General features: G+C 49.0%; 6 protein-coding genes and 1 rRNA gene. 5 read left to right on the top strand and 2 right to left on the bottom strand.

Features of this window, described 5'->3' with window-relative positions; translation table 11 throughout:
- From rrf to BUC30_RS12670, 5 genes are all read left to right on the top strand, one after another.
- A 5S ribosomal RNA gene (gene rrf, locus BUC30_RS12650) occupies window positions 1-90 on the top strand; the annotation flags it as partial.
- Window positions 91-548: 458 nt separating this feature from the next.
- On the top strand, window positions 549-4,913 hold the full coding sequence (locus BUC30_RS12655) for a fibro-slime domain-containing protein (RefSeq protein ID WP_073425231.1): 4,365 nt from the start codon (window positions 549-551) through the stop codon (window positions 4,911-4,913).
- A 135-nt stretch (window positions 4,914-5,048) separates the two neighbouring features.
- Window positions 5,049-9,326: a fibro-slime domain-containing protein gene (locus BUC30_RS12660; protein WP_073425232.1), complete on the top strand. Its 4,278-nt coding sequence runs from the start codon at window positions 5,049-5,051 to the stop codon at window positions 9,324-9,326.
- 283 nt (window positions 9,327-9,609) lie between these two features.
- Complete coding sequence (locus BUC30_RS12665) at window positions 9,610-10,749, top strand: hypothetical protein (RefSeq protein ID WP_073425234.1); 1,140 nt, start codon at window positions 9,610-9,612, stop codon at window positions 10,747-10,749.
- 69 nt (window positions 10,750-10,818) lie between these two features.
- Window positions 10,819-12,705, top strand: a complete 1,887-nt coding sequence (locus BUC30_RS12670; protein ID WP_073425235.1) for an ABC-F family ATP-binding cassette domain-containing protein — start codon at window positions 10,819-10,821, stop codon at window positions 12,703-12,705.
- Window positions 12,706-12,769: 64 nt separating this feature from the next.
- Here the strand turns inward: BUC30_RS12670 and BUC30_RS12675 are convergent, their stop codons facing one another.
- Complete coding sequence (locus tag BUC30_RS12675) at window positions 12,770-13,726, bottom strand: hypothetical protein (RefSeq protein ID WP_073425237.1); 957 nt, start codon at window positions 13,724-13,726, stop codon at window positions 12,770-12,772.
- Between the two features lie 14 nt (window positions 13,727-13,740).
- Window positions 13,741-15,294: a hypothetical protein gene (locus tag BUC30_RS12680; protein WP_073425238.1), complete on the bottom strand. Its 1,554-nt coding sequence runs from the start codon at window positions 15,292-15,294 to the stop codon at window positions 13,741-13,743.
- Window positions 15,295-15,375 lie beyond the last annotated feature (81 nt).

Below are 15,375 nucleotides of genomic sequence, written 5' to 3' on the forward strand. Positions count from 1 at the left end.
CACCCGTTCCCATCCCGAACACGGAAGTTAAGCCTCAGATCGCCGATGGTACCTGGCCCCCGGGCCCGGGAGAGTAGGTCGCCGCTGGATTCACGGGCCCCCTGAGGAACACCTCGAGGGGCCCTTTCTTTTTTGTGCCGTCCGAGCAATGTCGCGCTGTCGTTCGCGGTGGCATACACGCTCCAGGCAGGCGGTTCCCAAGCAAGTGCGTTTTCTGTAGCGCTCCCCAAATCCATACAAATTGCATTTGTCCTAAAGACAATCTTAATGATTGTGTGCTTTTGATGGATGAAATTTGATGTTCAGCTGATTCTTTAATACTGAAAATGAATTTGTTTTAAATATAGATTTGTTATTTTATCTGTACTTATTTTGTGCGTTTTTGCGATATTTTTGGGGATTTTCTTCACGGTTTTTGGGAAAATGATTTCCTATATATAATTTCGGTTAAAAAGATTTCTTTTTTTTTAAATATTTTTGTTTTTTTACAAAAAAAATGATGTAAATTTACAATTACGGGTGTGGAATAACTATAAGGTGAGTGTTGTATGAGACACCTGTATTTGGCTTTTTGTACATTGGGCGCGTTGGCGTCATCGGCTTTCGCAGATTTGACTGTTCATTTACAGTCTCCTTTTGGCGTTGCAGCCGCATCAAAGTATATTCCTCATGTTGTTGCGAGTTCGGCGAAGCCGGATGTTGGAACGACGTCTTCAACTGCAATGAAGGATGAGGGGGAGAACTGGTTTTCTTACACATGGAAAAAGTCTCTTTCGGATTTTAAGGCTTCCGAGACGTTTTCTATCAAGGCTTGTCCGGAGACTGCGACGAGTAATATTACTTGCGTAGACTGGGCGGAAGGCGACGACTTTAATTACAGAGATTTCTTTGATGGTAGCAAGGAAGTCTGGATTTATACAGACGAAGCTACTGGAACTTATACGAAGTCCTTTGTGGCTCCGGGCTCTAAGGTTGTTTGGTTCAAGAGTCCGTGGGGCAATAAGGCTTTGCCGCAGATGGTCTTTGGTCAAGACACTGTCTTGATGCATTTCTCTGATGACAAGACGAAGTGCGGCTGGTTCTATGCTGGTCTTTCTCCGGAGATGCTGGAAAAGCACATTCTCCGTACAGCTGTTTTCTATCGTAATAACGCTCCTTGGCTGAGTGTCCCTGCCGACAAGAAGGGAATTATTGAACTGAGTGCCGCTCTCGAAAAGAAAAAGGATACTATCTATGTGGATGGTACCTTGTCAACACCTTCTGTCGGGACAAACATGGGAACTGTTGGGGAATGCTTTGATAAGAGCCGTACCCTGCATGTCTATAACCCGTGGCGTAACAATAGTGTCTATCGCGATAGCTCGATTTACATCAGTATTGATGGTGTGAGACAAGATTCAATCCGTGGTGCTGATACGACTGTTGGTGGTCCGGCGCAGACTCCGCTTTCTTTTGACAAGGGCTACAAATATTGGCTTTCCGTGACTTTCCCGGATTCCCTCGTTTCGACGGCCGCATGGAAGTCGGCTGATGCAAAGGTTCAGGTAACTCGTAGTTTCAACGAAAATATTAAGATCCATTACTTTAGTGAAAAGAATCGCCCGGTTGCAAGTGACTTGTTCCCGTCTGGCGTTTATGAAGCCTGGTTCCTTACTAGTTCTACGATGGAAGAATTTGATATTTCCTTTGCTCCGCTTGAACGCAAGGTTGTGCGTTTATTGAGCCCTTGGAAGAATACGCCGACTTCCTTTATTGTCGATGCCAATGACGATGTAGTGAGAATGTCCGCGTTCTCGAAGGATACTTGTGGCTGGTTCGAAGGCTCGTATTACAAGCATGCTTCTGATTGGAAAATCTATTTCAAGCAGAGCTTTGGTCTTGAAAAATACTCGATGCAGGGAGTTGTCAGGGAAGGTAACGATGTCGAAGTCCTGATTGACTTGGATTCCCTGATGAGCAAGGGAGACACGGCTTGGGTTTATCCATCCGATAAGAACAAGAGCTATAGCCGCCCGGATGCATCGTCCAAGTTCCCTGTTGGGCGTCTTGGTGAATGTCCGAGCATGAAGATTTCTGCAATGCTTTTGGACTGGGCGGGCGAAAGCTATCACGACAGTATTGATATTGACTTTGGCCATACTCATGGCGGTAACTCCTTTACGAGGGTTGGCAATGACAGTACTTGCAATTCCGGTGAAAAGATTACCGGCATGGTGCAGAGTACTCTAGTCGATGGTTATCCGGCTCGAGTTGATTCTACGAAGTTCCCGTGGGGAAAGTGTGCTGCGGGTCATGAAATTGACAAGTGGTTTAAGCCGCAAGTTGTCGCCAAGGTGGGTGGAAAGGAATATACGAACTCCGTATGTAAGGATATTGAGCTCCAGCTTGATGACGAAGGTTTCTGGTATGCAGATTACACGAACGAATCCGGTGACTGCAATGACCCGGATAGCCCGGGATTCTTCCCGCTGGATGATTTTAAGTTCCTCGATTCTGCAGGACTCGTTCCGAACCCGAAGTTTGACTGGGATGTTGAAGGTTACGTCAACACCGGTACGGGCTGGCATTTGGATACTTGCAAGCACAACTATAGCTATGCAATGGCTGTTTCTGCAAGCTTCAAGTACGTGAAGGGACAGTACTTCGAATTCCGTGGTGACGATGACGTGTGGGTCTTTATTAATAACAGACTCGTCGTGGATATCGGCGGTATTCATGAAAAGGTCGAAGGCGCTGTAAATCTCGATACGATTGGTCAAAATGACGCTACCCTTGCTTTGAAGGAAGGTCGTGAATATCCGTTCCATATCTTCTATGCGGAACGTAATGCGACGGGTTCGAACTTCAAGATGCGTACATCGATCAACTTGCAGAAGCAGAACACTTACCTTGCTACGATCGACAGGAAAGATACGATGGATATTAAGGGCATCTTGAGACTCAAGATGGATGCCGAGGCAATCAGCTGCGATCCGCGAGCCAAGGGCGAGGCCGATACGACTGATGCTCCGTCTATTTTCTATCTCGATGGTGGTAACCTCTCTGAGGCTAAGGAATTGAGCGTGGGTCTCAACTTTGCCGGTATCCTTATCAATCCGGACAAGTCCAGCTTTGAAATCAATATCGAAGAAATTGTGAAGCAGCGTTCGTTAAGCCCGGGAACGTATGTCCTGTATTACTTCCTGGAAAGCGATATGGGCTTGAGCGATGCTTGTGAATTTACGGTTCCGCCTTTTGATACGCCGGAAATTGCATTCGTCGATGTGTTCAATGCTGTTGCTGGCGATACACCTAAGGCTTTTGACCCGACGAACAAGACGTTGAGAGGTGAAACGATTGAGATTGGCGTCAATGATACGTTGATGACTCATGTGCGCTATCCGGAAATGACGTACCTTGAAATCATGGTGACTTACAGAGGTGAAATTTGCACGGACTGCTTTGTGGTGCTGGACTTGAAAGCCAGTGATCCTCACATGATGTTCTATAATGAATTCGACCAGCAGATTTACACTGTGGAAACGGATGAAACGGGTCGTGCCCGCTTCTATGTGGTGGGTGACGGTTCGATGCAGGGTGCCTCTTTTGCTGTGATTGGCGTAAGCGGTGTCAAGAACACGCTCAAGTGGGAAAACATCAACTTCAAGGATCCTGAAGTGCCTCTTGCCAAGATTGGCGAAATTCATGACCGCAATGGCGATGGTGTCCCGGACAGTATCTATGTGCCGTTCGAATATAACGCTTTTGCAAAGCATGACTTGGATACTGTTGCTTGGAGCTTTGGCAGCACGGTCTGGCATGGTTATTCCATGGACAAGATTGATGAAATTGTTCGTGATTCTAGCGTCGTCATTACGGCTGATAGCTTGATTGATTCCGTGTTGACGGGTGCTTCGAAGACGACAATCGAAGGCGGCTTCCTCTACCACTATATCTATACGGATGAAGCGACGGGCTCGACTCAGGAATCCGATGTCCTCAACACGAAGATTGTGGATAAGATTGGTGCCATCATGCTCGAAAAGCCGATGCTTAAGATTGTATCGGACAAGGTGGTCAAGGTAACCGTAAAGCTTTCGGAAGGTTGCAACACGACAGGTCTTTCTTCGACTCGCTTTATCGAATTGAAGGATAAGAACGATAATTTGCTCGATCCGTCGAAATATAATGTGCTGTCTGCTGAACCGTCGGGCGAAAGCGATTACTATGACTTGCTTTTCCAGAAGAGTCTTGAATACACGGCTCCTGAGGTTGGCTTTAAGATCCGCTTGCTTCCGGGAGTGTTGCCGGACAAGAATGGCAATACGCCGCATGAAAAGAACCCGTGGCGCCGAATTGAAGGTGAGCAGCCGCTTGAAACGGAACGTCCGAAGGTCGTGACGATTTGGCCGGGTATGTTTGACGAAACTCCGTGGCCGGGCGATACTAACGATGTTATTCCGCTTCGAGTCGATCCGGAACTCACATTGAAGGAAATTATCCAGGAAGAAGGCTTGCCGGGTGTCTTGGTGAAGTTCCAGCTGAATGACTATGCGACGACCATATTGCTGGGCTCCGATAATGCCAGCAGGGATGAAATTCTGAGCAAGGTCAGGGTGCACTGGGATATTGAATTCTTCTCTAGCTTGGGTCAGTATGTGAACTGGGTCAAGGGCGAGTTTGCTTGTAACGACAAGAACATTTATGGTACTGACTGTATCCAGAATTCGGGTAACATGTTCTTCGAATGGGATGCAATGAGCGATAAGAAGCGTCTTGTTGGAACGGGTGTGTATATCGCCAAGTTCAAGTTCAAGATTTTCTCGGATAAGGAAATCGTGGGCAAGGGCGAAGAAACGTTCACGTTCGGTATCCGCCGCAATGAAAAATACAGAAGCGGTGGACAGAAGGGCAATGCCAAGATTATCAAGTAAGTTGTCCTAAAGTATTGAATCAGTCCCGCCTTTGTGCGGGGCTTTTTTTACGTTTTTTTCCTTATAGCATTTTGAATTTTTGATAATTGAATATATCTTTTGATTAAAGTGTGGGCAGAATAAAGAGGGTGTTGAATGAAACACTGTTGTTTGGGTATTGCCGCCTCATTGATGCTTGCTGTCTCTGCGTGGGCGGATTTGACAATTCACTTACAGTCGCCTTTTCGCAATGATGCGACGGCTTCTAGTTATACTCCGCATATTGTCGGTGGCGTGACGGACTACAATCCGGGTTTTGGCGCTACTTCAAGGACAATGATGAAGAGTGAAGGTGATGACTGGTACGTCTATACTTGGGAAGGCAAGACGGTTGCCGATTTCCAGGATTGGCAGGACTTTGAGTTCAAGGCTTGCCCCAATACAGACGACTATAATTACAATAACAACAATTGCGTTTCTTGGACTGAAGGCGGAAAGACTAGAATGTCCGCGTTTTTCGGTAGTGAAACGGAAATTTGGCTTTATACGGATGCGACGGACAAGTCCTATAAAAAGTCATTCATGGCTCCGGGTTCCAAGATTGTATGGTTCAAGAGCCCGTGGGGCAACAAGGTTTTGCCGCAGATGGTGTTTGGCGCGGATTCCGTGCTAATGCGTTTTGATGAAGGCGACAAGGACAAGTGTGGTTGGTTCTATGGTGCTTTGACACCTGCGATGGTGCAGGCGAACCCGCTTTTGACCGCCTATTTCGTGCGCTACAAGGCACCGTGGTATGTTGTGCCAGCGGATAAGGACGCTTTTGTGGACTTGGGGACTATTCTCCTAACTCAGGATACGATTTTTGTGGATGGTACGGTGGCAAATCCTGTGGCTTCTGCTGAAATTGGGACGCCGGGCGAATGTTTTGACCCGACTCGTCGTCTGCATATTTACCATCCGTGGCGTACGAACACGACATTCCGTGATAGCACGTTCTATATCAAGATTGACAACAACATCTTGAATGCGCCTACAGGGTTGAGTTCTGAAGGCGAGTACAAATATTGGCGTCATATTGATTTTGCAGATACGCTTGTGGCGTCTTCGCAGTGGAATTCTGCAGGGGCTTTTGTCCAGATTTTGCGTGGCAGTAACGACTGGCCGCAACATCCGTATTTCCCGGAAGCGTCCCGCCCGCGTGCTGGCGAACTTTTCCCGACTGGCATTTATGAAACCTGGATGTATACCTCGACTTCGCTTGAAACATTGGATCTGGTGTTCTACCCGCCGGAGCCTAAGGTTGTTCGCCTCAAGAGCCCGTGGGAAAACCAGTCGCCGTCCATGGTGATTGAATCGACTGGCGATGTCATCAAGATGGGACCGCTTGTGGATACTTGTGGCTGGTACACGGGTACAGTTTACAAGCATGCGACAGATTGGCGCGTTTACTTTAAGCAGACTTTTGGCATGGAACGCTATGGCGGCAAGGGCATTGTCGCAGAAATGGATGAACTGGATTCCCTGATTTCGCTGGATACGGTCATGGCGAAAAATGATACGGTCTGGGTGTATCCGAACCCGAAGCATAGCTATGAACCGAGTGATACGACGCAGTATCCGGGATTCCTTGGCATTTGCCCGTCACTTAAGATTTCTGCTCTTGTGCTGGACTGGGCAGGTGAATCCTATGCGGATAGCATTGACGTGGACTTTGGCGGTATTTATGGCGGTAATGCGTACACAACCGTTATGGGCATTGACCAGAATGGAGATGCTGCAGAATTTAAAACTTGCTCAGGACATGTGCCGGGCATGGTACAGGATACGCTTGTGAATGGAGCCCCTGCACGTGTGGACTCGCTTGTCTATCCGTGGGCTCAGTGCTCTGCCGCTCATGAAATCGAGAAATGGTTTATCCCGCAGGTGGTGGCGAAGGATGCCGCCGGCAATGAATACAAGAATGGGGTTTGCCGTGATATTAGCCTCTCGCTGGATGAAGAAGGCTTTTGGCAGGCGGACTTTACGAACGAAGAAGGTGATTGCAACGATACGATTAATCCGGGATTTTACCCGATTGACGACTTGCAGTACCTCGATTCGGCAAAGACGGTGCTGAACCCGAAATTCGACTGGAACATTCAGGGTTGCCGCCATAACTACAGCTTTGCGATGAAGGTTTCGGCTCAGTTCAAGTACGTGAAAGGCCAGTACTTTGAATTCCGCGGTGACGATGACGTGTGGGTGTTTATCAACAACCGTCTTGTCGTGGATATCGGTGGATGCCATAGCCCTGTGGAAGGTGGCGTGAACTTGGATACGATTGGACAGAATGACCCGTCGTTAAAGCTTGTCGAAGGTCGTGAATACCCGTTCCACATTTTCTTCTCGGAACGTAATGCGACGGGCTCGAACTTCAAGATGCGTACGTCCATCAACTTGCAGACGCAAAAGACATATTACCCGGTCGAAGAAAAGACGACCGATGGAACGATCAAGTTCTCCATTTTGCAGTTGTTGATGGATGAATCGATCAGTTGCGATGTTTCGAGTACATCGAAAATTGACACAATGCCGGCTCAGTCCTCGTTTGTGCTGTTTGGCGATGATGGGAGAATTCCGCCGGAAGGCTTGGACATTTTGCCGGGTACGATCGCTGGCATTAACATTGACGAGAACATGGCGGGCTTCGTAATCGATACGGTGGAAATTGTGCGTAACCGTTCTCTTGCCCCAGGCTCTTACATGTTGCAGTTCTTCTTGGCTAGCGACATGACGCAGTCTAGCGAAGTGTACTTCTCGGTGCCGGCATACCCGCTTCCAGACATTGCATTTATCGATGTGTTTAACAGCCCGGATTCTATCAAGGCGTTTGACCCGACGGGCATTAGCTTGCGCGGACTCCCGTTTGACGGCTCTGCTAACGATACGCTTTTGACTCATGTGGCTTACCCGGATACGATTCCTTTGCAGGTGGGCGTGTTCTACATTGCAAACCTTTGCAAGGACTGCTTTGCCGTGCTTGACTTGAAGACGGCATTCCCGATCAGTTTCTTGAACGAGAAAAAGCAGAGAGTGGACAAGCTCATTACAGATTCGACGGGAACGGTCAAGTTCTATGTTGTTGGCGATTCCTCGGTGACGAATGCGAGCTTTGAAATCTCGGGTGAAAGTGTCGCGAACGTGATTTCCTGGAGTAATATCCACTTTAAGGAACCGCCTGTGCCGTTTGCCAATCTTGGCGAAGCGTATGACCGCAATGGCGATGGTGTGCTCGATAGCATTGCTATTGTGTTCAACAAGCCGTTTGATGAAACTATCCCGGATACGATTGCCTGGTCTTTCGGTAGCGATGACTGGAATACAGTGGCGTCGACGCAGAGTGTTGCCATGCTGATGCAGGATGACAAGAGCTTGGCGATTGCTTACGAAGGAATGCAGGATAAGGTGTTTACAGGTGGTGCCAAGGAACTTTACCAGGGCTCCTTCAGGTATCATTACACTTATATGGACAAGGAAACGGGACAGATGACGCAGCTCAGCTTGGATGGGCTTGCCATTGAAGACCGCATGGGAGCTATCCTTACGGATAAGCCGATTGTGAAGCCTGTCTCGGATAATTTGAACAAGCTGACTGTGTATATTAGCGAAGCGACCCAGATGGATTTGTTGAACGGCGTGCAGTTCCTTGAATTCAAGGACAAGGCTGGTGAAGTGGTGGATCCGTCAAGATTGTCCGTGGTTTCTGTGACACCGACCAAGAAGAGCAATTACTATGATGTGATGTTCTTGAAGAGCGAAAATACTGTTGTTCCGGATGTGGGCTTTATGGTGCGCTTGATTCCGGGTGTGTTGCCGGACTTGAACGGAAATACGCCGCATGTGAATAACCCGTGGCGCCGCATTGAAGGTGAACAGCGAGTGGAAGTGGAAACTCCGGGTGTTGTGGGCATCAACCCTGCGGATTGGACTCCAGACAAGTGGCCGTACAAGGATGATGTCGCTCCGGTTCGTGTTGATGTTGCAAAAGAACTCAAGGAGGTTATTGCGGAACGTGGACTTCCGGGTGAACTCATCAAGTTTGACTTGAGCGAAGTGGGTAAGTCGCTATTGCTGAATTCGGATGAACCGCGAGAAGTCGTGCTTTCGAAGGCGAAAATCAAGTGGGAAGTTAGCTACTTCTCGAGCCTTGGGCACTATGTCAATTCGCTGAAGGGCGAAGTGCTGTGTAGCGACAAGGATGTCTTTGGTACGGACTGCGTGGATAATCCGGGCAACGTATTCTTGATGTGGGATGGCCATAGCAATAAGGGTCGCATGGTCGGAACGGGCGTGTATATTGCCAAGCTCAAGTTCAAGATATTCTCGGATGGGAACGTTGCCGGGAGTGTCGATGAAACGTTTACGTTGGGCATTCGCCGTCACGGCAAGAAATAACCACAACTTATCAACAACTTAAGAATAGACCTCGCGGAAAGTAACTCTTTGAAACTTAACGGGTTACGCGCGGGGTTTTCTTTATGCCTGAATTTTATTTACAATGGGTGTTGATAGATGTTGAAGATTGTTGAACGCTTGAAGTTTTTTTGTAGTAATTTCGTGATAATTTATTGCCAAATGTATCGTTTTTATTTACATTGTCCTAAAAAATGCGCATTTTTGGTAAATGTGGGTTCGCCAAGAATGTCGCTGACACTTGGAACCCGCAAAGCCGAATGGAATGAAACTGATTTTTAAGACTCTTGCTGCAGGGCTTTTCGCCTTCTCTATGGCGTATGCTCAGGATGATGTCCCTGCTGATGCTGCTTTTGCACCTGCTTCTGACAAGCCGACGATGGCTAGAAGCGAACTCCCGGTGGGCGCCGATATCTCTAACCGTTACCTCGAACGCGTTTTCTACCACTGGAAGGACAACAAGGAAAAGGGCATCATCAAGGTGTTTATCCACACGGATGAACTTGCCGAAGAACGCGAACCGGATGTCTTGAACTACGACGTGCTTTACAGGGACGCCGACAGCAATGTCGTGTTCTGGAAAGACCATGTTGCAAAGTGCGTGAAGTGCTTTGGCAAGCCGGTTGTCGATGGCCCGACCCCGAATACCCCGAAGGCTCTTGTGTATGACTGGGATCCGAAGAAGATCGACGATACCACCAAGACGATGGTCGAAGGCGAATTGCCGGCTGAAGTCTACATGATCACGAAGGACAATGACATTAGAAATCTCAAGTCCCGCTGGATTGGCCCGTCCGACAAGGAACAGGGTGAAAGCGAATTCGTGCGCGCTTACCGCTTTGGCTCCATCATGAAGTACAACGACAAGAACGCTTTTGCGATGGCTTTCGTTTACAAGAAGGGTGGCAAGTTCTTCTATGTGCCGGAAGGATACGGCTATATCGATCAGGGCGTTTACAAGGGCGTTGCCTTCCCGGAAAAGTTCTACGAAGTTGAAGTGACCGACTTCAAGGAAATCGTGGGCAAGTCTCCGATTGAAGAAGTGCAGGATGCTATCAAGCGTGGCCCGACTCCGGTCAAGATGGCTGACCTTCCGAAGCAGACCTGGAAGGGTCCGAAGATTGAAAAGGAACTCAAGGCTCTCGTGAAGGGTTACAAGATCAAGAAGCTCATCATCACGAGCGACTCTTGGGAATACCGCAGAAACTTCTTCGGCTTTGTCCTTTACAGATGGGTCGGATTTGACATTGTCTATGACGGCAAGAACAAGGACGGCAAGAAGGCTACCATGTACAAGTCTGGCTTTATTGCAAAGCAGATGAGCAATGGCAGCGGCTTTGATAAGAAATTGATCATGACGGGTTCTCCGGTTTCTTGGAACCGCGAAGTTCTCGACTGGAAGTAATCTCTGGTCGCCTGATTTTAGGAGCGGCTCCCATTAGCGTGGGGGTCGCTTTTTTTTATCTTTGATTTCGTGATTCAAATTCAGAATGTATCTAAGTCTTTTGGCATGCAGGTCCTTTTGGACGGCGCTAGCATGCTCGTTGCCGACCATGAACGCGTCGGTCTTGTTGGTCGCAACGGTTGCGGCAAATCGACCCTTTTCAAGATGATTCTCGGGCAGGAATGCCTCGATGGCGGTAACATCGACATCCCGAAGGGCTATACGATTGGCTATTTGCAGCAGCATATCAAGTTCACGCACCCGACGGTTCACGAAGAAGCGTGCAGCGTGCTCAAGGTGAATGAGGACGGTTGGCTCGAAGAACACAAGGTCGAGGCGATTCTCTTTGGTCTTGGCTTTGACGAAGAGAGCATGCAGAAAGACCCGATGCTTTTGTCGGGTGGTTTCCAGATCCGTTTGAATTTGGCGAAGGTCTTGGCGTCGGAACCGGACATGCTTTTGCTTGACGAACCGACGAACTATTTGGACATTGTTTCCATGCGCTGGCTCAGCCGCTTTTTGCGCATGTGGAAGGGCGAAGTGCTCTTGATTACGCATGACCACCACTTTATGGATGAGGTCTGCACGCACACGGTGGGGATTCACCGCCACAAGATGCGCAAGGTCAAGGGAACGGTCGAAAAGCTGCGCGAGACGATTGCCGAAGAAGAAGAAGTGGCAATGCGCACGCAAGAAAACGAGCAGCGTAAAAAGGAACAACTTGAAAAAGTCATCGAACGCTTCCGTTACAAGGCGGCAAAGGCGGCGATGGTGCAGTCGAAGATTAAGGCTGCGGCAAAGCTTGCAACGGGCGAGCGCCTCTCGCACGAACGTAACCTGGATTTCAATTTCAAGAATGCGGAATTCCCGGGCAAGCGCATGCTCCAGATTCACGGGCTGCATTTTGCGTACAAGAACGAAAACGGTTACGGTCCGGAGCTGATTTCGGATCTCGAGATGGAAGTGTTCAAGGGCGACCGCATTGCGATTATCGGTCCGAACGGTCGCGGTAAAACGACGCTCTTGAACTTGATTGCGAAAGAATTTGAACCGACCCAGGGTACAATCAATTACAACCCGAACCTCAAGATAAATTACTTTGGACAGACGAATATCAACCGCCTGAATCTTGAAAATACGGTCGAAGAAGAAATTGCAAGTGCGATTGCGGATGTGTCGCAGAAGAGTCGTGCGCGTAGCCTTGCTGGCGTGATGATGTTCAGTGGCGATACTGCCATGAAGAAGGTCAAGGTGCTTTCGGGTGGCGAACGCAGCCGTGTGCTGCTGGGCAAGATTTTGGCGAACGAAAGCAATATGCTTTTGCTTGACGAACCGACGAACCACTTGGATATGGAAAGCATCGAGAGCTTGATCGATGCACTCGAAGATTACGATGGGACCGCACTTGTCGTGACGCATGACGAAGAACTGCTGCACGCTTTTGCGACGCGCCTCATCGTCTTCGACGGTGGTAAGTGCCGTATCTTCGAAGGCACTTACGCGGACTTCCTTGAAAAGGTTGGCTGGGCTTCTGAAAAGAAGCCGGGCGGCGCGAACTCCGCAAACATCAAGGTCTCGAATATCGACGTCACGGACGACAAGCCTGTAAGTTCGACGCCGCGCACCAAGGAAGACCGCAGGGCGCGTGCAGACTACATTGCCGAACGCAGCAAGGTCATCAAGCCGCTCGAAAAAGAGACCGCGCGCCTCGAAGCAGAAATTGCGAAGGCCGAAGCTATCGGCGGTGAACTTGAAGCAAAGCTTGTGGCCGCTTCGGAATCTGGCGACGGCAATGCGATTACGTCCATTGCAAAAGATATGGACGAAAACAAGAAGCTGACCGAAGAACTTTACGCCGCCTGGGAAAAGGCGAGTGCCGAACTCGAAGCCGCGAAAGACAAGTATAAGCTGGACTAGTCAATAGTCGTTAGTTATTAGTTCGTAGAAGGGATATGCCTGCTCGGTGGCAGGCATGACAGGATTATTCCGCTCTTTGACGTTTGCGCGGGGTAAGCGTCATGCCGTTGCTGCGGTAGTATTGAATGTCCGTAAGGACTTGCCCCACCCAGTAATGCTTTTGCGGGTCTTTGCGCCAGTTCTCGAATTTGTTGCGGTGTTCTGCATCGGGGTAGAATTGCGCAACGGCGTCGGCGAGCGTGGGTGATGTCGCTAGAACTTTTTTGAGGCGATGGGCGCCTATGTCAATTTGTTCTAAACCCTTGCCAGTATCGAGTGCGAGTAATCCGGACGTGTTGTTTTTGCCCTGATAGTTCATCTGAAATCCGGAAGTGTGCTGGATGATGGACATGAGAACGGCGGGGTCTGTGCGTTCGCGGAGGCATGCTTCGAGAACGGGGAGATTGCAAAGGTGTTCACTGTCCCAGCGTTTTCCGTTGTATGTGATTTTCAGCGTGTGGTCCGTATCTTCGGAAATGATTTCGATATCGTAGCGGATGCCTAAATCGCGTTGCAGCGCTTTTGTGAGTCGGATGCCCCTGTTCCTAAATTTCTTGTAGCCGATCATCTTGATTTGGAGCGTGTCCTTGATTTTTTCGAGAATCGGTGTCGTGGGTCGCGTGACGACGAGATTGTAATTATTGATGATGGTGGGGAGGATGTAGGCGAGTTCTGCGGCGGCGCTGTCGAGGTTGCAGTTCATGTCGATAATGAGCTCGCCTTGATCGCAAAGCTTTTGAATGGCGGAAGTCGCGTATTTCTGGTATTCGTGCTGCTCGTCAATTGTTGGGCGTGGGGCTTCTTCGGGGTGCGTTGCGTAAGCGGTCGTGATGGCGGCAATGCCTAGTGCGCATACAATGATGGTTAATTTTACCTTGATGCTCCTCCAGAGAATACGAATAACTGCACAACCTTTTTTGGTCATGCAGATGCATAGTAGCCAAATGATGGCGATACCCGCCCAGAGGAGAATTAAGTTCACGCCCTCAATATACGTTATTTTTCGGCATTAGAAGGCTGAGCCGCCTGTGGTGCCTGCGCCTGTGGCTTGGCTTGCGGCTTACCGACGAGGTTCGGAGTCTTGAGCATGTTATTTGAGAACGATGCAATGACTTCGCTTGCCTTCTTGATGGTCTTGATGATGTTTGCGGTGTTGTCGAATTGTGCCTTGATATCGCTTTGGACTGCGTTGAACATCTGCGTAAAGCAGAAAAGGTCGTCCTTCGATTCGTTGAATAATTTATATGTGTTACGCAAGGCGACTAGGTTTGCCGTTTCGCGGTCCATGGATTCCTTGATTTCGGCATTCAGCGTGTCACGAAGAACTTTTTTCTCTTCGATGATTTCTGGCGCGTTTTCTCTCAAGATGTATGTCGGGAGTGTGCCGAATTCTTCGAACTTTGTGCAAGCGGCATTGGACTGGTTCACGGAACTGCGCAGCCCGCTTGTACGGACTTGTGGATCGATGGAAATGGTGCAGTTCGAAGTGCCGTGGTAATTGCAGACAACGCGCTTTTCGATTTGGCGGAGTTCGTTGTACGGATTGAAGCTGACATCTGTTTCGATGTATTTGAGCGGCGCGTAAAGCGGTACGGATTCGCCTGCAATCGTGATGCGGTAGGCGAGGCATTTCTCGCCGTTGAACGGTTTGGTTTCGTAAAGGTTGTTGGAGCTGTGGACAAGATGGTTCACGCGCATGAGCAGGCTGTTGGCGTCATAAGGCGTTTCTAGGAGGCTCGGCGTGTTCTTATATAATTGCTCTTTGAGAATCTGCTTATAGCTTTCGGAAATGGCGGTGTTCGATGCGCTACGTCCCCAGATGGATGTGCCGAGGAAGAATGTATCGATAAGCTTGGTTTCGGAGCGCCCGTTGAGGTAGGCGATTGCCTTGATCATGTTCGAAAGGGCAAGCCATCTGCGGATGGGTACGTAAACGCAGTTCTTTTCACAGGTCTCTGCAACCTTGCCGATGACGGCGAGCGTGTTCGGGGAAAGCGTGACTTTGCTGATTTCCTGAATCCACTGAGCCTGTTCTTCGGCGCTGATGGCAATTGCGGGCGGAACGTTGACGTTACTGTCTGTACCGTGAATTTGCAGGAGCTTGCAAAGGGCTTCCGAAGAAATGCTGTCGGGGAGCATGATGGTAAGCGTGACTTGGTCGCTCACTTCGGACCTGCTCAATGCGGATTCCGGCTTTTGGTCACCCGAGATGATGATGGAATTCTTTTCGTGATCGTGGATGACAATCTGGAGATTACTCTTGCTCTGTTCGTCGTTGGGCGTGAAGTTATCGAAGATAATCAGATTGAAATCGTTGATGTTGTCAGGGAGCTGTCTTTGCTTTTTCCCGAGCTTCAAAACGCGGGCGTCCTTGAATGCGCTCGAAATTCTGCGGATAAAGAGGGAGCTTCCGCAGCCGGGGCGACCGTACAAGTAGAACGGTTCCTGAATGAGTGCGGTGAGGAATCCCAACTGCACATAGTATTCTCTTTCTGGAATGTCTTTGGTAATGATCTGAAGAAGTTCGGCAAAACGCTGACGCAAATTCATATTTTTTCTCCCTGAATCTTGTCCATAAAGATATAATAAAAAAAGAAAAAGGGCAAAAAAAGCTACGACTTTTAGCCGTAG

This window comes from Fibrobacter sp. UWB7 (genome assembly GCF_900142945.1).
Taxonomy (GTDB): Bacteria; Fibrobacterota; Fibrobacteria; order Fibrobacterales; family Fibrobacteraceae; genus Fibrobacter.

Excerpts from the sequence above, each read along its gene's own strand:
- BUC30_RS12655 (WP_073425231.1), top strand. The coding sequence starts at position 549 with ATGAGACACCTGTATTTGGCTTTTTGTACATTGGGCGCGTTGGCGTCA.
- BUC30_RS12660 (WP_073425232.1), top strand. The coding sequence starts at position 5,049 with ATGAAACACTGTTGTTTGGGTATTGCCGCCTCATTGATGCTTGCTGTC.
- BUC30_RS12665 (WP_073425234.1), top strand. The coding sequence starts at position 9,610 with ATGAAACTGATTTTTAAGACTCTTGCTGCAGGGCTTTTCGCCTTCTCT.
- BUC30_RS12680 (WP_073425238.1), bottom strand. The coding sequence starts at position 15,294 with ATGAATTTGCGTCAGCGTTTTGCCGAACTTCTTCAGATCATTACCAAA.